The following is a 21,266-nucleotide window of genomic DNA, read 5'->3' as shown; positions in this document are numbered from 1 at the left end:
CCCAAACGTCAACAGCCCCTAATCAAGACACTTTCTTTAAGTACGCCTCAATACGACCTTTTAGTCCCGGGCTCGCGGCAGATCGCACGAGTTCGGCCAAGTCTGTATCCGACTGGCCAATTTGTAATGCCGTTTCAAGTAGGGGCTGTCCGCCCGAGGGCGTAGCTATCGTCTCTTCGACGGCATGTGACCAAGTCGATATTTCTGCGCACATGGTCAAGAAGCCAACAGACATTGCCTCGGCGGAATCGAAAGTGCGGGACTCCGCCAAAATTGAGCGTGCAGCGCCGACCCCCACCAGGGCTGCGAAACGCCGAGTGCCTAGAACCAAGCCAAATTTCAGCCCGGGCATACAAAAACTTGCATCGGATGTAGCGATACGGTGATCGCAAGCTGCAAACAAGTCCACCCCCGCACCGAAATTTCGCCCGTGGGCCATTGCAACAGTTGTAGCTGACAAACTCGCAAGTTTTTGTAACAGTATCTCGATACGAATAAACCTCAGTACAAGATCCCCCTCGCTATGTTCGCGCCAACCTGTGAAATCAAACCCCGCGCTGAAATTCTTGCCAGAGCCGCGGAGAACGAGCATCTCCGCGCCACTAGCTTCGGCTTTGTCGACGGCTACGATTAACTCCTCGATCAAAGCAGCCGACAGTGCGTTACGCTTGTCTGGGCGATGTAACTCAAGGGTGACGCAGTTACCTTCATTGTTGATGATAAGTTCGCCGCTCATAAGTTCGCCTCGCTAGCTTCATTGTCGTATTCCGGCCAGCTGTCGCCTGCGCGGGCTGTGGACAGGCTGACCGCAATCATCATCACGAACCCGACAATCGAACTGATGCCGAGTGCGAGAAACACGTTACTCTGGATCCCAGTTAGCGAGAGGCCGATATAACAGCCCGAGCCAAAAAGCGTTGCTGCTATTGCCCCTGCCCGATTGGCAGGTTTCCAGAGGTAACCTAGGACAATTGGTGCGATGACACCGCTGATGATCGCCGCTATACCGAATTGAGTGAGTAGGGACAGAGAGTCGGGCCGGTTGAGTGACATGAATAGTGACGCAATGCCGACTACTACCAATGCACCTTTGGAAACAAGGAGGGAGTGCCTGTCGGCCTGCTCCGTCGTTTGACCGTCACGGTGGATCAGCGGCGCGATAATGGGCTTATATAAATCGTTGCCGATAATTGTACTTATGCCCATATAAAGACTGTTGGTGGTCGACAAGATAGCGGCTAGTAGCCCAGTAATGAGCAACGCGACTACCACCGGTGGGAAAGTATGCATAATATATGCTGGGATAGCACTGTCCGCGGAGTCCAGATCCGGCACCAACACGCGAGCAGCCATGCCAGCGAACGCCGAAAAGGAGGCAAGCAGAAATAGTGTAATCCCGGAGGACAGGGTGAACGCTCGCAAGTCAGATTCCTTTTCGAGCGAGAGCACTTTGTTCATCAAGTGTGGCAGTAGCCCGAAACTGAAGAGTAACCATCCGATACTCAGAATCGCCAGACCACTATAAAATGGGCCGCTTTTTGCTGTCGCTGCGATTAGACCAGGGTCAATCTGCTCCATCTGGGCGTTGAGCTCGCCAAGGAACCCCCACCCCCCACCGATTGACCATGCCAACGAGATGAATAGCAGCACCGAGATAAACGACATCAAGATGCCCTGAATCCCGTCGCTGATGTACTGAGCGTAGGCACCGCCCACGCTCAGATAGGCGACGGTTATAGTTACTCCCAACGTTACGCCCCAGACATAGGGCACACCCAAAACTGTTTCGAACAAGGTCGCCAAGCCGACGTTCTGCCCGATGATGTAATAGATATTGAACAGCGCTAGAAAACCAACGACGACCTGCAGTGTACGGCTGTTGTAGCGGTTTCTCAGCCAATGCGGCAGTGTCAGCGCGCCGCCTTGGAGCTGGGCTTGGCGCCAAAATGTTCGGGCGAACAGCAACAAGCCCAGCCATGTCAGGCCAAAAGAACCCAACGACCACCACAATACAGGTGCGCCGTAAGTATACGCCCAGCCGGGCACACCCATAAACAAGTTAGCGCTGGCATACGTCGCAGCGAAACTCACGCCGACAACCCATGGGCTAACCGCGCCACGCGCGATGGAAAATCCAGCCATGGAACGACTGTGTTTTGAGCCGATCTTGCCGACCCATATAATGAACAGTAGATAAGCGATGAGCAAAACAGCGATCATTACCAAAAAAACAGGTGAGTCAAATTTCATGGTATTCCCCCTCTTTTTTTATTTTTTTTTAGGATAGAAATGATTCCAAACGACAAGCCCTACAATCCAGAAAACACCAACTGCAATCCAGTAAAGTGTAAACATATCAACCTCCTAAATAAGCGGTGTCAATACATCGGGTAGGCTGAGCAACTTCACGCTCAGCCAGTGGAGTGGCGTGTGCAACGCGCGCGGATCGCGCGGATAAAAAGGCAAGTTGTGTCATGAGACCTCTCAATGCCAGCGTTCTGCTATCCGGCTGCCGGCTTCTTAGTGATTAGTTGTTAATTATTAGTTTCACTAGTTCGGACCTAATGTTCGCGGATCTTTACTCTTAAGTTCCCTTCCTTACTCAGTTTCTTTAGCCCATTTAAAGAGGGGCACGTTTAGTCCACCAATGACACTGAACACAACGCTAAGTAGTGACTGATTCTCTTGACGAGCGCCCTGCACATTGTATATAGCCAACCACCTCCGAGTAGATGTCGGTTTAATTCTGTACATAATCAACTCGTTTGATTTTTGGGCTTGGATACCCCCCATTGTCTTAGGACTTCGGCGGTGTGTTCGCCTAAGTGCGGAGGCGGTTTGCGTATAGAAAACTCAAAATCAGTAATGTTCAGTGGGAAGCCAGTAGTGCGAGTCTTGACGCCGTTGGGCAGTGTCAGATCACGCACAATGCCCATATGTGCAACGTGTGGATCGGCGATCAAATCTCCGTAGTCATTGATCGGGCTAGCCGGTACGCCGCGAGCACGCATTTCTTCAAGCCAGTAAGCCGCAGAATTCTTCAGGAATGAAACCTCCAAGATCTTCGTCAGCCGCTGCTGGTTCTTAGCACGACGCAGTTGGTCGGTGAAATCAGGATGTTCGGCGAGTTCCGGCTGCCCGACGGCTTCGCAGACCGCACGCCAGAGCTTGTCGTTGCCCGCGGCGATAACGAAGTAGTCGTCCTTCGCACGAAACGCCTGGTACGGCGCGTTTCGCGGATGAGCCGAACCAAGACGTTGGCCCGACTGGCCGGTGCCGAAATATTCGCTGGTTTGTAGCGCCGCGACACCTATCATGCTACCGAGCATCGAACAGTCGATGTGCCGGCCGCGACCAGTGCGGTTGCGTTTGTAAAGCGCCGCAGCGACCGCGTAGGCTGAATAAAGTCCGGCGGAGAAATCACCTACAGGGACGCCGCATTTTACTGGCCCTGACCCATCTTCGCCGGTAACACTCATAAGCCCGCTCATGGCTTGTACTACAACGTCAAAGGCACCATAGTTCGCATATGGCCCAGTCTGGCCGTAACCACTAATCGAGCAATAGATAAGGCCCGGATGCTCGGCGGACAACTGTGCATAGCCAAGGCCGAGCCGATTCATTACGCCTGGGCGAAAGTTTTCCACGATAACGTCGGCCTCGCGACATAAAGACATAAGGTTGGGCCGGTCGTCTTCGGATTTCAAATCAAAGACAACGCTACGTTTGTTGCGGTTAAGAGAAGCAAAGTTTTCGCTGTAGAGTTCACCGTCGTCGTTGGCCGTCAAAGGTGGCCAACCGCGCATGCCGTCGCCTGAGCCAGGGCGCTCTACTTTTACTACGTCCGCGCCGAGATCGCCTAGCAACGAACCGGCAAACGGCCCTGCTGCGATTTGGCCGAACTCTAGCACGCGAACCCCGTCGAGAAGCAAATCATCAATCATCGTGATTATCCTTTATCATAGTCATAGGACGGCGTGAACGCCGCCCTAGTTGGATTACAATGATGCAGTTTTCTCCGTAGGCTGTGGGGCCTGATGACCCACAGTCTCTGCGCGCTCTTTACGCTGCATATCCATCAGGATCTGGCGGGCTCGACGAACGGCCATGTCGGTTTTGAGAAACAGCTCAGAATATCCGTCGTCGGGGAACTCGTGCATTTTTTGCTGTTTTTCCAGCGCCCATTCGTCTTGGGCAACTACCTCTGGAAACATCTCCGCTATCTTTTCAACAGTAGAAATCGAGGGATCTGATAATGGTGTGTGATCCTTATTACAGGACACCAACCATCGCCAAACGAGGTTGCGTTCGTCCACCGGCAGGTGCAGATGCAGTAAGGTGTAGCCGCGCTCAGCCTCAGTGTTGAGTTCCCCAGGTGGAGCTACGCGCAGCTCTACACGGGTCAAGCCTGGAGTAACCATGCAGTGAGTATGCAGTCGTTCCACCTCATCATAGTGGAACCATTCCTTGAAGAACGACGGCTGTCGATGGAGCTTGGTATGGCGAATAGTCTTAATATACTGACAACCGTTTTCTTCGCCTTCCTCATACTCAACGGGAATCCTGCTATTTTCTTCATCCCCAATATTCCCATCGTGAAGGGGGAAAAAGTGGGTAATATCCAGCAGGTTCTCAATTAAAAGAAGGTAATTGGCAGGCACTCTCAGTGGCATGGGCACTCCGACAGTCACTGTCTCCTTCGAACTGAGCTCTGGGGTAGGCGGTGGATTGATCGATTCAGCGACTTCAGGGTCTCCGGGCCATAGCCAGACCACACCGTCTTGTTCGCGAACAGGTGCCGCGCGCAGTCGGGCCTGTTTGGGAATTGGTTTATCAGGCTGGGCAGGAATGGCTACGCACTGGCCACTGGTATCATAGGTTAGACCATGATATGCACAGCGCAGTGTACCGTCCTCGAGCAGATCACTTTCAGACAACGGGAAGCGTTTGTGGCAACAGCGATCGTCGAACCCTACAACTTTACCATTTTCCTTGGAGCGCCACATTACGAAAGGCTTGGCGACTACCGTGTGACTTTGCAGTTCACCCGGCGTGAATTCTGTCGATAACCCCATTGGGTACCAGCAGTTTTTAACATACTTAAACTCAGCCATGACTTTCTCCTCATCATTTTTTGTTATAAACACCAAACATCAAGGAGATGCCGACTAGCATCTCCAGCCGATCAGATATCAAGAACCAAGCATTCACCCTCAGACTCCGCTCGTGCGCAGCAAATCATCACGTATACCTCACGGTCTTCTTCGTCAAGAACGGTGTCATGATGGGCAGGCCGGCCAGCTAAATATCGCGTCAGACAGGTACCGCAGTATCCCTCCCTACAGGAGGTATCCACGTCAATGCCGTGCTCGCGAAGAACATCAACAATGGTTTGCCCAGGTTCGACGCGGAAAGTCTTACCGCTACGGGATAGCTGGACGTCGAATCCGACCTGATCATCCGTGTCTGCGCGTGCGTCGACACCGTCTGCTGCAGCGAAGCGTTCGCAGTGTTTAGCCTCGGTAGGCCAGTGCGGAGAGGCTGCCTCAACGGCGGCAAGAAAACCGCCCGGACCACAATAATAGAGATGATCGCCGATCGTATAATCTGCCAGCACCCTGCCGAAATCGAGACCTGCACTCGGATTACCTCGGTCGTGGATAAGCGTAGCTAAACCTTTTTCGGCCAGCGTGTTAATTTCCGGCATAAACGCCGTGCGCTCGGGCGAGCGCGTGCAGTAATAGAGATGGAATGGTTCGCCTCGGCGACTGAGCTCGGCTACCATCGCCATAATTGGCGTGACACCGATCCCTCCGGCCAAAAGAACATGCCGGCCGGCGTGCTTAGACAGCGCAAAATGATTACGCGGTTGCGAAATGGTGAGCTCGTTGCCCACAAAGACTTCTTGATGCATGGCCGCCGAACCGCCACGGCTGTTAGGCTCGCGCAGCACGGCAACGACATAATGATGCGCTTCTGCGGGGTCGTTACACAGCGAATACTGGCGGATCAATCCGTTCGCGAGATGCACATCAATGTGACCTCCCGCGGCGAATGGCGCGAGTTCCATGCCCGCTGGATCTACGAATTCAAATGCAAGAATGTCCTCAGCCAAATAGGAAATTGATTGAACCCGGACGTTGAGTTTTTTCTTATTCAGAACATTTCGATTGTTTTTGTTGGGCATGGCGACCATATAAGTTTTCTCCTACTCACATTCGGGCTTTGTCGCTGCTAGTGCCTGTAAACTAGTGTCATTTGCTTTGGCTTGATCGATGTCATTTACAATGGGTTGTCAAATATACAAATACAAACGATAAATTTTTACCTTAATGCATCAGGTTTTTTGATGTGTCTCAAGGGGCCTACTCCCAGCGGCATCGCCAGCGTGTGCACAATCCGCTCGGTCGAAATCACTGCCGTAAAGCCGCACTTAATCGCTAAGAGCTACTGTGGGATTTTTCGCGCAGACCTGGTAACAACTGACAACTGGTCGTCATGGGCTTGTCTGGCACTTTTCATCGTCTAGATTGAACCACCTTCCCGTCGGGAGGAAACAGTGCCGATGCGCCCGCTCGACGGCTTTAACGATATCCTGCAAGCCGATGGCTACTCCGGCTATGGCAAGGTGTGCGTTTGGAACCCTCGGCTTATATGCAGTATGCGCTGGAGCCCATTGCTAAGGCAGGCACACTGGAAAATCTGGAAGCATCGTTGCGATGAGATGTGGACCTGGAAGGGGCTTCCAAAAAGTGTCACGGTTCGACTGAAGGTAAGTAGATCGAATTATTGGCGCTTACGATTCATAAGTCACCACCAATGTATTAACCATACCTCAGTCGGCCGAGTTGATCGAAACACGGCAGCAGATGAATACCTTTAGGATCAGTCAGAACGGGGCAGATATAGAAGATGACGCATGTGCGGACGATACAATGTCATCGACGATCCACTGGTCCAGGAATTAATGGCAACCTTGGGCATTCCCGTTCACGCCAAAACCCGCCTTGACATGGCTCCGAGCACAAAAGACCAGATCGTTTATGAGACAAGTCATGTCCAGATCTTTCAGGATGCACCCTGGTCATTACCAACCTCAGCATAGTCGGCCGACAAACAACCTGTTCGGTAAAAATCACTGGCGCTGACAGCAAGCTCAGCTATAAGATTGGCCAAACCATGGGGTTCGTCGACCGAGAGCGCGGCCACAAACTCGACGGGGGGGAGGGGGTCCGTCGTTTGCAACTTCTCAAGCTCAACGTGGGGGAGTTTTCCGCTATGATAATGTATGGGCAGATAGGCGATGCCCAACCCGGCAGAGGCCATAGAGGCGACCACACCCAAACTCTTGCAGCGGGCGAAATAACGACAGCGCACATTGGCATGGCGGAACCAATGTTCGATACCTGCGTGATGGAAGGAGGCGCTCTTGAGCCCAATCACCGGCCATTCAGACAACGACTGCGGCGTATGCCGCGACGTGCCCAAGCCTAGAGTAGGACTTGCGAACCACGCGAAACTGACATGACCTAGACTGTAGGTGCGGACGTTCATCCCAGATGAATTGCCCGGAACAAGCAGCAGATCCAGATGGCCATCGGACAACCCCTGCAAGAGATCCCCCGTCAATCCCTCATCGATTTCGAGACGGACTTTCGGGTATCGCTTGGAGACTGATTTGACCAGTGTCGGCAGCCACGTAATCGAAATCATCTCTGCAACCCCCAGCCTAAGACTCCCAGTCAATGTATCGGATGAGGAGATGCGATATTTGATATCCGCTTCGAGATCGAGAATACGGTTAGCGTAATCGACGAGCTCACGGCCCTTTGCAGTGAGCTGTATTCGCCGTTTCGACCGATCGAACAAAACCATACCCATGGTATGCTCAAGTTCGCGAATACGCATCGAAACCGTGGACTGCGTCGCGTGGAGGCGTTCTGCCGCGGCACTAAAACTGCCAAGCCTGGCAGCCCAGTAAAAAGTCTCCAGTTGTCGTAGATTCATTATGAGCCCTTTAAGCTTAAATTGTCGGTCGGTCGCTGTACTTAGTCATTTTCAATCCAAAAAAGACCTCCGCGAGACTCAAGCAGCCGATATTTAAATTTTATTGATGCATTCTAACAACGTAATCCGCATCTTACCCAGATGCGGGGCTCAGTATCACTCATGCGATAGACAACTGCACCCAACTGAGCGAAGTCCAGAACGTCCTTGAGATAAGTCGGCGTGTTATCAAGTAAGCAGACAAAACCGATTACTGTACATTCGACGCTGGCTAACGGCACCTTTAATGAGTCCGGAGGGGCGGGCGATTGAGCGCACGAAAGGGACGCCACAGGGTGGTGTGATCAGCCCTGTGCTGGCGAATCTCTTCTTGCACTATACGTTCGACTGCTGGCTGAGCCAGCACTTTCCAACCATTGAGTGGTGTCGGTACGCAGATGATGGGCTGCCTCATTGTAGTACTGAAAAGCAGGCTCACTTCCTGCTACGTAGGCTACGTGAAAGGTTCGGTGAATGTGGGCTTGAGCTGCATCCAGAGAAAACGAAGATTGTTTACTGTAAGGATCACCGTAGAACAGGAAACCACGAACACACATCCTTTGAATTTTTGGGCTATACCTTTATGAAACGAATGGTCAAAGACAAAACCGGAGAGCTTTTTCTGGGATTTTGTCCGGGCATCAGTCGTCCCTCACTTAAGGCGATTATTCAGAAGGTGCGAGCGTGTAAGATAGGGCGGCGAACAGATCTGTCGATAATGGACATTGCTGACTTTATCAATCCATACCTGCGAGGCTGGTGGAATTGGGTATGTTGATGTCTCACAGCCGACCCAGAGTGAGCAACGATAACCCGTACTCAGAGTCGTTGTTCAAAACGCTGAAGTACTGCCCGAAGTGGCCTGCCAAAGGCTTTAGATCACTAACAACGGTGCGTGAATGGATGCTGTTGTTCGAGCAGGCCTACAACGAGGAGCACTTGCACAGCGGCATCAACTTCGTGACGCCCGCACAACGACACCAAGGTGTTGATGCAGAGTTGCTAGCCAAACGTGAAGCGGTGTATGAACGAGCAAAGAGTCTGAATCCCAGGCGTTGGTCTGGTGACATTCGAAACTGGACAGTCGCCGGAGCCGTATCCCTCAACCCTGGAAAATTGCAGGAAATTGAGCGCAATAAACAGGCTGCTTAAGTGCAGCTATTTGGACAACTGGGTTGCAAATCACCGCTTGGAAACGGTCATAACCGACGAGCCGACGAGCCGACGAGCCGACGAACAACTGATCCATTCTTTTCTTCTACGTAGGCCTGGTCGTTCTTTTTGTAGGCACGAGCACGCGTAAAAGTGATTCTGTGAGCTTCACAGAAGTCGAGCATTTCAAGGTTGATGAACTCGCTACCACTATCAGTATCGAGGCCTTTTAGCTCGAAAGGCATCAGTTTGATAGCGACGCTTATACCGTTAATCACATCGGCCGCACTCTTTTTCAGTAAAGGCATGCACTCAAGCCAGCCTGTCGATACATCAATCATGACCAGAGTGTTCAAAAATGCGCCGTTAGGATCTCCGCCACAATGGGCAACTAGGTCTATTTCGAAAAAACTTGGGGTAACATCGTCCCAGTCAGCAAATGTGCGAACCTGAATTTGATTCTTCAGCAATGAGCCCGGCTTCGTGCGGCTGATGCCGCCTTTAATCTGACGCCGCTCGGGTTGAAGAAGCCGATCCACTGTTGCGGCACTGATTTTTTCCAACTTGTGTCTAATATCTGCGTTGATGCGAAGGTGGCCGTGGCGTTCCATGGCAGCGACAAGGTCCGGTAGAAAAGGCACAAGTCGCTTCGAACAAACCTGATTAGCCGTGTACCAGATGTAGAGTAAAACCTGTCTAAACTGCTCGTCATAGACTTGCGCACCGGGCCTTACCTACGCTTTAACTGAGTTCGTGGACTTGGATTTTCCTGATTACCCCTCAAGCTCAGCCAACACTTCGTGCCTATACTTACGAGTAGCAGGAATGAGCGAGGGTTGCATTATGAAAAACAAAATTCAATTTCAAAAAGGCTACAGCTTAATAGAACTCATGAGGGATTACGGTACCGAAGAGCAGTGCTGTAACACCCTGTTTCAATTACGCTGGCCTCAAGGCTATGCCTGCCCTCAATGCGGGGGGAAAAGTCATTGCACTCTAAAGACTCGTGCTCTCTACCAGTGCAATCATTGCCACCATCAACACTCGCTGATGAGCGGCACCATTTTTGAGGCGACCAAATTGCCTCTGGCAACCTGGTTCTTGGCGATATACCTGCTGACGCAGGCAAAAACGGGGCTCTCAGCGCTGTCATTACACCGGCAGCTCGGTGTTTCTTACAACGCCGCCTGGAGCCTCAAGCACAAAATCATGCAGGTCATGAAAGAACGTGACGACAGCAAGGTGCTATCCGGTGTGATTCAACTGGATGATGTTTATTGGGGCGGTGAGCGCCATGGCGGAAAATCAGGCCGAGGATCGCCCAATAAGACGCCCTTTGTCGTCGCGGTTTCCGTTAATGAAGACGGGCATCCGATCCACATGACTATGAATGTTGTTAAAGGCTTTCGTTCGAAAGAGATTGAGCGGTGGGCCAAACAGCATCTTGAGCCAGGGTGCCAAGTCGTATCCGATGGGTTGGCATGTTTTTCTGCTGTTAAAAAAGCGGGGTGCCAGCATACAAGCATTGTAACGGGTGGTGGGCCAGCCTGTGTCTCATTGGTAGAATTTACCTGGGTCAACACGATGATCGGGCATGTGAAGAACAGCCTGAGAGGGGCTTACCCTGCAATTAATCACAGACACCTGCCGCGCTACCTGGCGGAGTTCTGTTATCGCTTCAACCGGCGTTTTGAGCTGGACAGGATGTTGCCGCGATTTTGTTTCATTGCCGTTAGAACACCGCCTATGCCAATAAGGCTTTTGAAACTGGCTGAGGTTTATGGGTAATCAGGTCGGTTCTTGCAGGACTATGGACGGCGGTGACCCTCAGCGATCCAGCAGGCTGCGATCGATATCTAGCCACCTGGCAGCCTCCGCGATGGCATAGCCCTCGGCCCAAACCATGTTTACCGCCTCGGCCTTTAGTTTGTCGAAATACCAACGTCTTGTCTTCTCGGTTATGAACACCTCCACTGCTTCCATTATGAGGCTTACCGGGGTGGGTGAATGCGGACATGCGATTCTCGCCCTACGCCGCCCGAAAAAAACTTGACCCAGTTTGTATGAGGGACTAAGTTATTTAAACTATCGCGTGGTCTGACCATCAGATTATAGAACCATGAAAAGCATGAGCCGAGATCAACAACCACATGAAAATTGAGCCGCTGGAGAAGAAGAGTCTGAGTGACGAGGTAGTTGCCAAGATCAAGTCCATGATCGTTAGTGGTGACCTCAAGGAAGGCGATCGCATTTCCAGCGAGCGTGAACTGTGCGAGCAATTTTGCGTCAGTCGGGCCTCGGTTCGAGAAGGCCTCAAGATTCTTTCCTTGCAAGGGCTGATAAGTAGGACCAATGCCGGAACCGTTATCACCACCAACTTCGCCTCCATTCTAGAAGAGACACTGGCACTAAAAATTCTGCTGAACGACTACAGCTACGAGGATGTGATGGAAGCGAGGATGTTTCTTGAACGCACCATGGTTCGCCTAGCGGCGAGTCGTATCGAAACGCAGAATATCAGCATCATGTCGTTGCAACTTGAGTCGATGATCAAGGCTGAGCGTGAAGGTAACAGTGACGACTTTGTTCTCGCTGATATCGCCTTCCACCAACAGATCGCCAAGGCGTCGAAAAGCGAGGTACTGGCGAGCCTCTACAACGCCATCATCACCTTGGTATTCAGGGCTCAGAAGAGTGTAAAGGAAGACAACCCAGTCATGAAAGAGTCCATAAAATTTCATGGGAAAATTCTGGAGGCATTAAAGAATAAAAATGCAGAGCAGGCAGAAAAGGAGATGCAGATGCACTTGATGGATGTCCAGAAAAGGCTCAATCACCTGATCAAGAAAGAAACAATAATAGGAGGACTGTGATTCATGTACGTGCGATATATCTATAATAACCAGACACACTATGGCCATTTAGCCAAAGGGGTCATTACCAGGCTCGAAGGCAACATGTTCGACAGCATCGAACCAAGCGATGAAACGATCTCTGCGTCCGCCGTCAAACTACTCGCGCCTTGCGAGCCGTCCAAGGTGGTTTGCGTAGGCCTAAACTACCTGGATCATGCCAAGGAGATGGACCTAGAGCTTCCCAAGGCACCATTGCTGTTTTTGAAGCCACCGACAACCGTCATAGCGCATCAGAACGAGATCAAAGCTCCCGGCAACGTGGGTCGCCTCGACTATGAGGGGGAGCTGGCAATCGTCATTGGCAAGCAGGCAAAAAACGTCTCTGTTGAAGACGCGGCCAATGTGATTTTTGGCTTCACCTGTGCGAATGATTTCACGGCAAGGGACATTCAGTTCAGCGACCAGCAATGGACTCGCGGAAAGTCCTTTGACACTTTCTGCCCACTGGGCCCTGGTATCGTCAGGGAGATAAATCAGGACGATGCCAAGATACAACTTACCGTCAACGGTGAAGTCAAACAAAGCTCGAACATCAAAATGTTCATCTTCAAAGTCAATGAGGTAGTTAGTTACATCTCTCAGTACATGACGCTGATGCCTGGGGACGTCATTCTCACTGGAACTCCCCATGGTGTCGGGCCAGTCAAATCAGGAGATGAGATGTCAGTCACCATTGATGGAATTGGCACTCTGACTAATACGTTGACCATCGAATAATACCATCACCGTTATAAACAAACGCGCAAAGTATTGCTTCCCGGAAATCGATGCATAATCTTTCTGTGCCCAAAAAGATATCAACAACAAGAGACAAAATCATGAATGCATCAGTATTGATGACGGATACCATTTTTCCTGACACATCACTCGAGCAGAGTGTGTTCAAGGAAAATGGTATCGACTTCGAATTAAGCCCTTCTCATGACGCCGCAACGCTCTCGGAACTCGGCAAGGAGGCGGATGCGCTTCTTGTGATATACGCGCAAATAGGTGCAGACGTTATCGAAAACCTGAACCGCTGCAAGGTCATTGTCAAAGCGGGCATTGGATACAACAACATCGACATGGAAGCGGCATCCAGGAAAGGCATTATCGTAGCCAATGTTCCCGACTATTGCCAGGACGAAGTCGCGGATCATACTTTTGGTATTTTTCTAGCTCTGGCCAGGAAAATCTGTCACCTGAACAATCAAGTCAAGAATGGAACATGGAATGCAAATGATGGCAAAAACGCTCCACGACTGAGAGGTAAGACGTTCGGCTTGCTTGGTTGTGGCGCGATCGGCCAGCAAGTCGCGAAACGCGCCATGGCCTTTGGTTTGAATGTGGTGGGCCATGACCCCTACAGCTCAGCCGAGACGCTGTCCCAACAGAATATACGCAAGATCGATGACCTCAATGAATTCCTAGGGGAGGTCGATTTTTTATCACTTCACCTTCCCCTGAACGAGAAGACCACTCATATAATTGATAAGTCTGCGTTAGGCAGGATGAAGAAGAGTGCACTTATCATCAACACATCAAGAGGAGGACTTATAGAGGAAGATGACCTGCATAACGCATTGATAGAAAATCGCATCGCCGGCGCCGCCATGGATGTTCTCGAGCGGGAGCCTCCGGATGGAGCGCCAGAGCTATCCAAACTGGATAATGTCGTAATCACCCCCCATACCGCTTTCCTATCTCAGGATTCCGTGTTGGAGCTGAGAAGAAAAGCCTCACTGGAAATCGCGAGAACTCTACACAGCGGCACGCCAGCCCACCCGGTAAATTGACCCATAGTCAAAAAACAAAAATATTTCATTAGGAAAACAAAATGACTAAAGCATCAACACGAACCTCTCTCCTGCGCACCATTGTTTCCGGCACTTTCGTGGCTGCGCTGTCTGTCAGCATGATTGCCCAAGCAACCGTGGATATAAAACTCGCGCACAACAGCAACACGAACCCTGAAGACCCACAGAATATTGGGGTCAACGCCTTCAAGAAAATGGTGGAAGATCGATCCAATGGTGAGATCAATGTCGAGATATATCCGGCAGGTCAACTTGGAGACGCACGTGCAATCGTGGAAGGGATTCAGCTGGGCATGATCGAGATGGGAGATGTCGAAAACGGGCCCATGGGTGGGTTCGTACCCGAAGCAATGCTGTGGGATCTTCCCTTTCTATTCCGGGACCTCAACCATGCTCACAAAGTCTTGGACGGTGAAATTGGGAGTCAGATACAAGAAAAGTACCTGGATGTGGGCATTAAACACTTAGCTTATAACGATGGGGGGTTCAGGCACTTCACCAATGACAAGCGTCCCATTCGCACCATGGATGATCTGCAAGGTCTCAAGATACGTGTGATGGAAAGTAAAGTCATGATTGACGCTTTGAATGCGTTTGGAGCCTCTGCCGTACCGATGTCCTTCGGCGAACTCTATACAGGCTTGCAGCAAGGTGTGGTTGATGGTCAAGAGAACCCGATGAACCTGATCAAAAGCCAGCGCTTCTACGAGGTACAGCATTACCTCTCCTTGAGCGGGCACTTCTATTATCCTCGCCAGTACATTGCTAGTGCGGTTTGGTGGAACACCCTAGATGAAAAGAATCAGGGGATCATTTCTAAGGCGGCACTGGAGGCGGCCACCATCCAGCGCGAGGCACTGGCCGATTACGAAACTGAGATGCGCAAGGCTCTCGAGGGCGAGGGAATGGAGATCAATAAAGTGGAGAAGGATGCCTTTATCGAGACGGCCCTGGAGAAGATCTACCCCAATTACTATGAAGTGCTTGGCAGTGGAGATGCGGAACGAGGAAAGGAACTCATCTCAACTATCTTGAAAACGGAGTAACGTTCATGCTGGGGCGCTACACCATGCCATAGCGCCCCAGCATTCCTTTCCAACATCGTTATTTCGAGGATGAAATGGTGGATCAAAAAAAAAATAAGAGCCCAGTTCGCTATCTCGACCTGTTTCTCAAAACATGCATCGTTGCAATGATGATTTCCATTGCAGCATTGACATTTTACCAGGTAGTGATGCGATACGGGTTCAATCAGTCAAGCTCCTGGAGCGAGGAAGCCATTCGCTTCATCTTTATCTGGTGCAGTTTTCTATCCATTGCGATGGGCGTCCGAGATAAGATACACATTGGCATCGATATCATCGTCAACTTCTTTAACGAGAAGCTACGGGTCATGATCGAGATAGTTGGAAATCTCTGCATTATGTCATTCTCGGGGTATCTAATCTTTTATGGATACAAGGTGGCCATAGCAACACGGTTTCAAACATCTCCCGCGTTAGGAATACCCATGAGTTGGATATATGCCTCAGTACCCATCATGGGTGCACTGATATTTCTTTACTGCATGATCGAAATATTCAACTCCAACAACAGACTACGTTTGATCCGTAAAGGGGCATGATATGCTGGCCGTTCTTCTAATCGTTTTGGTGGCAGGGTTCATCATTAACGTGCCCATTGGTTTCACGATGGGGCTTGCTGCCCTGGCCAGCCTGATCGCCAGTGGCATGATGCCCGTCGAAATGTTGCCACAGCGCATGGTTGCCGGCATCAACTCCTTTCCCTTGCTTGCAATCCCGCTGTTCATGATGGCGGGCTCCATCATGGAGCGTGGCGGCATCTCGAGGAGAATCATCGAGCTTGCTAGCGCCCTAGTGGGTCATTTCAAAGGCGGTCTGGCGGCCGTTTCGGTAATGGCCTGTACATTTTTCGCTTCGATTTCGGGTTCTGCGCCCGGTACCGCGGCGGCCGTGGGGGAGTTGACCATTCCTGAAATGGTGAAGCGTGGTTACTCGAAGTCCTTCGCTTCTTCTGTCGTCGCCTCGGCTTCGTGCCTAGGCGTCGTCATTCCTCCCAGCATTACCTTCATCCTGTTCGGCATTGTCGCCGATGTGTCCATCGGCAAGCTGTTCATTGCCGGTATCATTCCGGGAGCGCTGCTGGCTGGTGCGCTGATCGTGGTCAGCATCGCGCGTTCGCACCGCCTCGGCTACCCGGCAGAGGCGAGGCAGAACTGGAAACAGCGCTGGAAGAAGCTCATAGACTCCTTCTGGGGCATCCTGATGCCTGTCATCATACTCGGCGGCATCATGACCGGTGCATTCACGCCAACCGAGTCGGCTGGTATCGCGGTTATTTACGGGCTGATCGTCAGCGCCTTCATCTACCGGGAACTGGGCTGGAAGGATGTCTTCCCCATCTTCTACAAAGCGGCATTGAACTCGGCAATGATCATTTTGCTCATCGCCGTTGCGAGCCCGTTCGGCTGGATCATGACGATAGAGCAGGTGCCACAGATGGTTTCTGATACCATTCTCGGGCTTTCGACCAATCTTTACCTGGTCCTGATGCTGATTATTCTGATATATCTGATACTCGGCACCTTCATGGAAACCGGCGCGATCATTCTGCTGGTGGTGCCAATATTCACGCCTATCGCTCATCAGTTGGGCATCGACATGGTGCACTTCGGTGTCATTACCGTCGTGGCACTGGCCATCGGCATGGCGACACCGCCGGTTGGCATCACGCTGTTTGCCACTTGCAGTATCTCTGGCGTCTCGATCGGCGAACTGTCGCGCATGGTCTTCCCATTCCTGGTGACATTGATCGTTTGTTTGATGCTGCTGGCATTCGTGCCGATGCTTTCGACCTGGCTTCCGGGATTAATGTTCTGAAACGCGCCGAACATGGCCACTGACGAACCACGACGCTGCGCGCGAACACACCTACGTCAGATCGTGAACGCAGCTAGAAATAAAACCACTGTTTGTTGGCGGTAATTCAGCCGCCAACAAACAGTGGTTTCCTGGTCATCAGACACCTAGCTTATGGTGGCGATATTACCATCTACGTTGGTGTCCAGAATAATTGAACCACTACCGTCATGCTGATAGCTACCATGGTAAACTCATAGCAACCTATCTAAGTTAGAAGGTCTTCTTTCCCCTGCGGATTCTGCTCAGGCTGGATCGCAAACTCCTCGTTGAGAATCCGCTGGGCATCAGTCGCCCGCTCCTCGGCGGTGGAGCCTGCCACGAGCCCCTTAGCCGAGAGCGCGCTACAGATAGTTTCGTTGATATCGAAATTGTTCAATCCGCTCAACCTCACGCCGGCGTTAGCCGGCGCGAGGTTGGCGCAGCCCTGGTAGAGCGCGAGGGCGGTGGTGTAGTCATAGAGACTTCGGCTATGGCCGGTGATCGGCGGGGCCTCACCTGCTGAATGCTCAGGTCATTTTCACCGTCGGGTTAACGTTGGGCTCGGAGACTGCGACGCCGTCGATCAGGCCTCGGGCAATTTAAAGAGGACACCCATGTCCATGATGAGCCTTGACGATTGATTAAATTAGCTTTTATAGATGGGTGTCCAGATTAGCGGTTCTACGACCCCGAATACTCCAGCGGCATCACATCGACTACCTTGTCCTGGCTGTCTACCTAGTTGCAGCAATTACCCGACTTGTAATGGGACGCCATGGCGAACGGATGCAGCGCCTAACGCGAAGGCAAAATAGGTGGACGCAGTGGGTTCACATGGATACCCATCAATAGTTTACGGATGGGTGTCTGGCTTATTTAACAGTTCTGCTCAGAAAGCTCATACCGTCCTGTCATGGCTTGCCTCCCAGCGGGTGGTGCTCAACCTCGTGGCCCGGGGGCAGTCAAATACCGAAATTGCCCAGGCCCTGTTTATCGCGACAAAAACCGTGCGTAATCATGTCTGTGCAATATGTGGCAATCTCGATCTCCCGACCCGTGCACAATTGATTGTGCAGGCACGGGAGAAGGGGTTTGGCGCAGACTGAACTTCATCAGGGACCTTTGTCCCGTATGAACGCAATACTTTCCATCCAACCGGGACAATTGCCCCATGCTCGGAGCTCCTGTTGTGAAGTAGTTTGAAGTCGCAAGCTTCAAACAAAAGGAGTCAGATCATGAACGCAACTACTACGAACATCGAGACACGGTTGGTTCCAACCCGCCAGAAGCCGTTGCAGCAACGTTATCGTAAAGAGCCTGATGCCGCATGGATTCGAGATGAAGCCCGGGCAGTCGTTGGGAGCGGTGTGACCCTTTTCATGGTGAGATAGGGCCACCGAACAACGCAGGAAAGCGCTGGTCTTTCGGGATCCACCGGGCGGTTGGGGGCGATCACGATGCGCCAAATCCGGGGGATCTGCTCTCGGCATCACTCGCCGCTTGTCTACACTCCACCACTCGCATGATCGCGCAGTGGCTCGATATCGAACTCGCTGATATCGAGGTGGCAGTCGGGGCGGAATGCGATGTGCGGGGCTCTCTCATGGTGGACTCAACCGTTCAGGTGGGTTTTCAGCGCATGGATTGCAATGTATTTCTGCAGCTCGCTACGCAAACCGATGACAGCAGGCTAAAAGCATTGATGAAGCACGCAGAAGCCTGCTGTGTAGTATTGCAGACCCTTCGTGGAGGGACCGATGTGAAGACGCTCTGGCACGTGGAGCAGGAGGAGGCATCTCATGAATGAGGAACTAAAGCTCAAGTATCTGAAAGTAGCCCTTGTATGCAGCGTCAACTATCTTGTCCGGACCGGCCAAGTTAATTGTCGCGCTATACGCTATCCTGTTATAGCAGCACTTTATCCAATCACACATGCGAACAGATGGGGTGTAAACCCAGAGTTCCAGCGCTTGCTCCAAAGAGGGTTCGACCTCAAGAACAGCAGTACCCTTCAATCCAATGCAGACGATTTCAAAGAAAATCTGCGTACCTCAGGCTTGGCAGATCAGCTGTGCTGGCTAGCTTCCTGGGTCGACGCGGCTCGCACATACAGGGCAGAAGACTTCTCTGCAGCTATGGATCTATTTGAGCAAGCGTTTGAACAGGCAAAATATCGTGCCGGAAAATCCCAGTACAAACTGGTCAATCAATACTTAGAGATTTGCGCTAAAAACAACCAGAAAAGAAAGTTCAAAAAAGGCGTAGAGTGGGCAAATTACTTGGGGATCCAAGTCCGCTGGTTACGGGACAAGGAGCAGACAGATGAGAATATTGACCTCGCCTTTTTTATCCTAAGTAAAGCAAATTACGTCCACCTGTAGCCGAATCGGCGTACCGCCAATACCGGGATATGTGTTTTCTGGAGATAGGGACAGAGCTAATCAGGAGAACGTTACGACAGAATTCATGAGTGAAGAAGAGCCATCTGCGCGCGATGAATCTCAGACATTGGACCAAGGACCACTCACTGCGAGAGAAAACAGGATGCTGGTCGACGGAGGAGTAGCCATCCCGATACCAGGTCTGATTTGCCACATCGAAAAGATACTTAACACCCCTGTGTCAAAAGTGGACTGGATTAATCCTGAGAGTACTAAGGCTAGATTTCTGCCAACCCGGAATCATTGAACCACTACAGTATGCCGGTAAAACTGCTGCGCAGTGCGGCCATTACGCACACCTCGGGCGGTAGCAAAGCGCAGAGCCTGCTGATGCAACTCAGCTCGATCCTCCACCTCTGGGAACAGCGCATCCACCGCTTTAAGATAGAGTTCCTGAGAAAACGCGTAAAATGATAGCTGCAAGCCAAAGCGATCCGCCAAGGAAACCTGTTCTTCAATCGCTTCTGCAGGATGGATTTCGCCGCCGCGGCTTTGGGTACCTAAATTGTCGGCCATGAATTCCGGCATCAGGTGGCGTCGATTTGATGTGGCATATACCCTAACATTCTCCGGTGGCAGTTCCAGTGAACCTTCCAATATGCTTTTCAGAGCCTTGTATCCCGTCTCTCCAGCTTCGAACGAAAGATCATCACAGAAAACAATAAAGCGATAAGGTTCATCCCACAGTTCATCCACAATTTCAGGTAGATACACAAGATCGTCTTTATCGACTTCGACCATGCGCAGGCCTTCATCTTTATAGCGGTTCAGCAGCGCTTTCATCAACGACGACTTACCGGTGCCGCGTGAGCCCCACAAAAGCACGTTATTGGACGGCTCGCCCTGAATAAACCGTTCGGTGTTTAGCGCCAGCTCCTGCTGTTGCCGATTGACGCCAGTCAGTGTGCCCCAGCCAACCGGATCCAGGCGGCGGATCGCGCGCAGGCCAGCGTGGTGGCGACGCCAAACAGCCGCCGGTGTAGCGAGCCAGTCGATTGAATGATTATCGGCCATAGTTTCCCCTTGAAATTAGTTTCAAATCGGTTACGTTAGGGCAAGCATATTAACAAGAAGATTGAGTCATAGGGGTGTATTACCCACCGATCTATCACTCTATTTGCAATACTATTTCGCACTCCTGCGGCGCTCAAGTGCGTATCACCGCTATCCCACCACAGCCCCCGTCCATAGTAATCTGTCAATTTCAAGAGGCTTCCGTTCAATCTCCTTATAAAAACTCAGCGCCAGTCATTAAGCCAGACCTGCTACACGCTTAGTCAGCTCTTCAGATTTCAGCGAGGCTTCATAATTAGCGCGCTGAACTACTAGGTCGGGAGAGCCGGCCGCAGTTTGATTCAGATCACTCTTCATTGAAGCGATCACCCTAGGCGCGCATTTAAGCAACTCTGTCACATAATGCTGGACAGTATCGTTGAGCTCTTCAGGCTTAACGAGCTCCGTCAAAAAGTTGATTCGAAGCATTTCTTTTGCATTTATTGGTTGCGCAGTTAAAAATAGCTTTTTGGCCGCAGTGAGTCCCAGTGTTGTAACATACCGCCTGATTCCCCCAGGGTAGTAATGCAGCCCGAACTTAGCTGCAGGCATAAACATGCGAGTTCCCTCAATACCGATGCGGAAATCACAACATAGAGCGAGATCCGTGGCGCCGCCATAAGCGCTGCCGTTCATCGCACAAATAACTGGTATTGGAAGGCTTTCCAAGGTGTCTAGCACGCACTCAAAGCGATCATCCAACTCTTCCTTTATAGCGCTCAACGTATAACCAGAACTAAACGTACTAGATCCCTCTCCTGTTATAATTAGCACTCGAATACTGTCGCTACTGGTGATAGCCGAAAAATGATCAAGTAGAACCGAAAGATCGGAAGGATCTATACGATTATGTTGTTTAGGACGGCATAGAGTTATTTTTGCTATAGGTCCTGATATTGTCAAGCTTGGAATATTGTCAATATTTTTAGACATAAAAACTCC

At 51.2% G+C, this 21,266-nt stretch carries 21 protein-coding genes and 1 pseudogene; 11 read left to right on the top strand and 11 right to left on the bottom strand.

The window, feature by feature from the left end; translation table 11 throughout:
- Positions 1-22 precede the first annotated feature (22 nt).
- The 6 genes from MIH19_RS17375 to MIH19_RS17350 all read right to left on the bottom strand — a co-directional run bounded on the left by MIH19_RS17375 (position 23) and on the right by MIH19_RS17350 (position 8,007).
- Positions 23-736 carry an enoyl-CoA hydratase/isomerase family protein gene (locus MIH19_RS17375; RefSeq protein WP_249006055.1) on the bottom strand — a complete coding sequence of 238 codons (714 nt, stop codon included), beginning with the start codon at positions 734-736 and terminating at the stop codon, positions 23-25.
- Positions 733-2,250 (bottom strand): hypothetical protein, encoded by a 1,518-nt coding sequence (locus MIH19_RS17370; RefSeq protein ID WP_249006054.1) that lies wholly within the window; start codon positions 2,248-2,250, stop codon positions 733-735. Before MIH19_RS17370 ends, MIH19_RS17375 begins: the two co-directional genes overlap by 4 nt.
- A 506-nt stretch (positions 2,251-2,756) precedes the next feature.
- Complete coding sequence (locus MIH19_RS17365) at positions 2,757-3,944, bottom strand: CoA transferase (RefSeq protein WP_249006053.1); 1,188 nt, start codon at positions 3,942-3,944, stop codon at positions 2,757-2,759.
- 54 nt (positions 3,945-3,998) lie between these two features.
- Complete coding sequence (locus MIH19_RS17360) at positions 3,999-5,114, bottom strand: aromatic ring-hydroxylating dioxygenase subunit alpha (protein ID WP_249006052.1); 1,116 nt, start codon at positions 5,112-5,114, stop codon at positions 3,999-4,001.
- Between the two features lie 71 nt (positions 5,115-5,185).
- Complete coding sequence (locus MIH19_RS17355; protein ID WP_249006051.1) at positions 5,186-6,196, bottom strand: PDR/VanB family oxidoreductase; 1,011 nt, start codon at positions 6,194-6,196, stop codon at positions 5,186-5,188.
- Positions 6,197-7,068: 872 nt separating this feature from the next.
- Positions 7,069-8,007: a LysR family transcriptional regulator gene (locus tag MIH19_RS17350; protein ID WP_249006050.1), complete on the bottom strand. Its 939-nt coding sequence runs from the start codon at positions 8,005-8,007 to the stop codon at positions 7,069-7,071.
- A 780-nt stretch (positions 8,008-8,787) separates the two neighbouring features.
- On the opposite strand from MIH19_RS17350, the pseudogene MIH19_RS17345 reads away from it, so the two are divergent.
- Positions 8,788-9,198: pseudogene (locus MIH19_RS17345) on the top strand (integrase core domain-containing protein); the annotation flags it as partial.
- A 47-nt stretch (positions 9,199-9,245) separates the two neighbouring features.
- Here MIH19_RS17345 and MIH19_RS17340 read toward each other — a convergent pair.
- Positions 9,246-9,809 (bottom strand): transposase family protein, encoded by a 564-nt coding sequence (locus tag MIH19_RS17340; RefSeq protein ID WP_249006049.1) that lies wholly within the window; start codon positions 9,807-9,809, stop codon positions 9,246-9,248.
- 229 nt (positions 9,810-10,038) lie between these two features.
- Between MIH19_RS17340 and MIH19_RS17335 the strand changes: the two genes are divergently transcribed.
- Positions 10,039-10,986 carry an IS1595 family transposase gene (locus tag MIH19_RS17335; RefSeq protein ID WP_249009043.1) on the top strand — a complete coding sequence of 316 codons (948 nt, stop codon included), beginning with the start codon at positions 10,039-10,041 and terminating at the stop codon, positions 10,984-10,986.
- A 39-nt stretch (positions 10,987-11,025) separates the two neighbouring features.
- Here MIH19_RS17335 and MIH19_RS17330 read toward each other — a convergent pair whose 3' ends face one another.
- Positions 11,026-11,181, bottom strand: a complete 156-nt coding sequence (locus MIH19_RS17330; protein ID WP_249009081.1) for a hypothetical protein — start codon at positions 11,179-11,181, stop codon at positions 11,026-11,028.
- Positions 11,182-11,348: 167 nt separating this feature from the next.
- Between MIH19_RS17330 and MIH19_RS17325 the strand changes: the two genes are divergently transcribed.
- From MIH19_RS17325 to MIH19_RS17305, 5 genes are all read left to right on the top strand, one after another.
- Positions 11,349-12,071: a FadR/GntR family transcriptional regulator gene (locus MIH19_RS17325; RefSeq protein ID WP_249006048.1), complete on the top strand. Its 723-nt coding sequence runs from the start codon at positions 11,349-11,351 to the stop codon at positions 12,069-12,071.
- 3 nt (positions 12,072-12,074) lie between these two features.
- Positions 12,075-12,830, top strand: coding sequence for a fumarylacetoacetate hydrolase family protein (locus tag MIH19_RS17320; RefSeq protein ID WP_249006047.1), 756 nt, complete (start codon positions 12,075-12,077; stop codon positions 12,828-12,830).
- Positions 12,831-12,931: 101 nt separating this feature from the next.
- Entirely contained in the window at positions 12,932-13,888 is a 957-nt protein-coding gene (locus MIH19_RS17315) for a C-terminal binding protein (RefSeq protein ID WP_249006046.1), read from the top strand.
- Positions 13,889-13,929: 41 nt separating this feature from the next.
- Positions 13,930-14,955 (top strand): DctP family TRAP transporter solute-binding subunit, encoded by a 1,026-nt coding sequence (locus MIH19_RS17310; protein WP_249006045.1) that lies wholly within the window; start codon positions 13,930-13,932, stop codon positions 14,953-14,955.
- A 579-nt stretch (positions 14,956-15,534) separates the two neighbouring features.
- Positions 15,535-16,809 (top strand): TRAP transporter large permease, encoded by a 1,275-nt coding sequence (locus MIH19_RS17305; RefSeq protein WP_249006044.1) that lies wholly within the window; start codon positions 15,535-15,537, stop codon positions 16,807-16,809.
- Positions 16,810-17,056: 247 nt separating this feature from the next.
- On the opposite strand, the gene MIH19_RS17300 is transcribed toward MIH19_RS17305, so the two are convergent.
- Positions 17,057-17,332, bottom strand: coding sequence for a D-(-)-3-hydroxybutyrate oligomer hydrolase (locus MIH19_RS17300; RefSeq protein ID WP_249009042.1), 276 nt, complete (start codon positions 17,330-17,332; stop codon positions 17,057-17,059).
- Positions 17,333-17,645: 313 nt separating this feature from the next.
- On the opposite strand from MIH19_RS17300, the gene MIH19_RS22560 reads away from it, so the two are divergent.
- The 4 genes from MIH19_RS22560 to MIH19_RS17280 all read left to right on the top strand — a co-directional run bounded on the left by MIH19_RS22560 (position 17,646) and on the right by MIH19_RS17280 (position 19,211).
- Positions 17,646-17,936, top strand: coding sequence for a LuxR C-terminal-related transcriptional regulator (locus MIH19_RS22560; protein ID WP_349292881.1), 291 nt, complete (start codon positions 17,646-17,648; stop codon positions 17,934-17,936).
- A gap of 129 nt (positions 17,937-18,065) precedes the next feature.
- The gene (locus tag MIH19_RS17290) at positions 18,066-18,221 is read left to right on the top strand and encodes a hypothetical protein (protein ID WP_249006043.1); all 156 of its coding nucleotides are present in this window, start codon (positions 18,066-18,068) and stop codon (positions 18,219-18,221) included.
- Positions 18,218-18,637 carry an OsmC family protein gene (locus tag MIH19_RS17285; RefSeq protein WP_349292911.1) on the top strand — a complete coding sequence of 140 codons (420 nt, stop codon included), beginning with the start codon at positions 18,218-18,220 and terminating at the stop codon, positions 18,635-18,637. The genes MIH19_RS17290 and MIH19_RS17285 overlap by 4 nt, the downstream gene beginning before the upstream one ends.
- Positions 18,630-19,211, top strand: coding sequence for a hypothetical protein (locus MIH19_RS17280; protein WP_249006042.1), 582 nt, complete (start codon positions 18,630-18,632; stop codon positions 19,209-19,211). Before MIH19_RS17285 ends, MIH19_RS17280 begins: the two co-directional genes overlap by 8 nt.
- Before the next feature lie 300 nt (positions 19,212-19,511).
- Here MIH19_RS17280 and MIH19_RS17275 read toward each other — a convergent pair whose 3' ends face one another.
- Positions 19,512-20,285: an ATP-binding protein gene (locus MIH19_RS17275; RefSeq protein WP_249006041.1), complete on the bottom strand. Its 774-nt coding sequence runs from the start codon at positions 20,283-20,285 to the stop codon at positions 19,512-19,514.
- 237 nt (positions 20,286-20,522) lie between these two features.
- The gene (locus MIH19_RS17270) at positions 20,523-21,257 is read right to left on the bottom strand and encodes an enoyl-CoA hydratase/isomerase family protein (RefSeq protein WP_249006040.1); all 735 of its coding nucleotides are present in this window, start codon (positions 21,255-21,257) and stop codon (positions 20,523-20,525) included.
- Positions 21,258-21,266 lie beyond the last annotated feature (9 nt).

The sequence above is a fragment of the Marinobacter sp. M1C genome, from assembly GCF_023314135.1.
Taxonomy (GTDB): Bacteria; Pseudomonadota; Gammaproteobacteria; order Pseudomonadales; family Oleiphilaceae; genus Marinobacter.
The sequence above is the reverse complement of the archived record's forward strand: the minus strand, read 5'-3'. Positions and strand labels throughout refer to the sequence as shown.

What these genes read in the sequence shown, in the direction of transcription:
- MIH19_RS17375 (WP_249006055.1), bottom strand. Translation starts at nt 736, where the DNA reads ATGAGCGGCGAACTTATCATCAACAATGAAGGTAACTGCGTCACCCTT.
- MIH19_RS17370 (WP_249006054.1), bottom strand. Translation starts at nt 2,250, where the DNA reads ATGAAATTTGACTCACCTGTTTTTTTGGTAATGATCGCTGTTTTGCTC.
- MIH19_RS17365 (WP_249006053.1), bottom strand. Translation starts at nt 3,944, where the DNA reads ATGATTGATGATTTGCTTCTCGACGGGGTTCGCGTGCTAGAGTTCGGC.
- MIH19_RS17360 (WP_249006052.1), bottom strand. Translation starts at nt 5,114, where the DNA reads ATGGCTGAGTTTAAGTATGTTAAAAACTGCTGGTACCCAATGGGGTTA.
- MIH19_RS17355 (WP_249006051.1), bottom strand. Translation starts at nt 6,196, where the DNA reads ATGGTCGCCATGCCCAACAAAAACAATCGAAATGTTCTGAATAAGAAA.
- MIH19_RS17350 (WP_249006050.1), bottom strand. Translation starts at nt 8,007, where the DNA reads ATGAATCTACGACAACTGGAGACTTTTTACTGGGCTGCCAGGCTTGGC.
- MIH19_RS17340 (WP_249006049.1), bottom strand. Translation starts at nt 9,809, where the DNA reads ATGGAACGCCACGGCCACCTTCGCATCAACGCAGATATTAGACACAAG.
- MIH19_RS17330 (WP_249009081.1), bottom strand. Translation starts at nt 11,181, where the DNA reads ATGGAAGCAGTGGAGGTGTTCATAACCGAGAAGACAAGACGTTGGTAT.
- MIH19_RS17325 (WP_249006048.1), top strand. Translation starts at nt 11,349, where the DNA reads ATGAAAATTGAGCCGCTGGAGAAGAAGAGTCTGAGTGACGAGGTAGTT.
- MIH19_RS17320 (WP_249006047.1), top strand. Translation starts at nt 12,075, where the DNA reads ATGTACGTGCGATATATCTATAATAACCAGACACACTATGGCCATTTA.
- MIH19_RS17315 (WP_249006046.1), top strand. Translation starts at nt 12,932, where the DNA reads ATGAATGCATCAGTATTGATGACGGATACCATTTTTCCTGACACATCA.
- MIH19_RS17310 (WP_249006045.1), top strand. Translation starts at nt 13,930, where the DNA reads ATGACTAAAGCATCAACACGAACCTCTCTCCTGCGCACCATTGTTTCC.
- MIH19_RS17305 (WP_249006044.1), top strand. Translation starts at nt 15,535, where the DNA reads ATGCTGGCCGTTCTTCTAATCGTTTTGGTGGCAGGGTTCATCATTAAC.
- MIH19_RS17290 (WP_249006043.1), top strand. Translation starts at nt 18,066, where the DNA reads ATGAACGCAACTACTACGAACATCGAGACACGGTTGGTTCCAACCCGC.
- MIH19_RS17280 (WP_249006042.1), top strand. Translation starts at nt 18,630, where the DNA reads ATGAATGAGGAACTAAAGCTCAAGTATCTGAAAGTAGCCCTTGTATGC.
- MIH19_RS17275 (WP_249006041.1), bottom strand. Translation starts at nt 20,285, where the DNA reads ATGGCCGATAATCATTCAATCGACTGGCTCGCTACACCGGCGGCTGTT.
- MIH19_RS17270 (WP_249006040.1), bottom strand. Translation starts at nt 21,257, where the DNA reads ATGTCTAAAAATATTGACAATATTCCAAGCTTGACAATATCAGGACCT.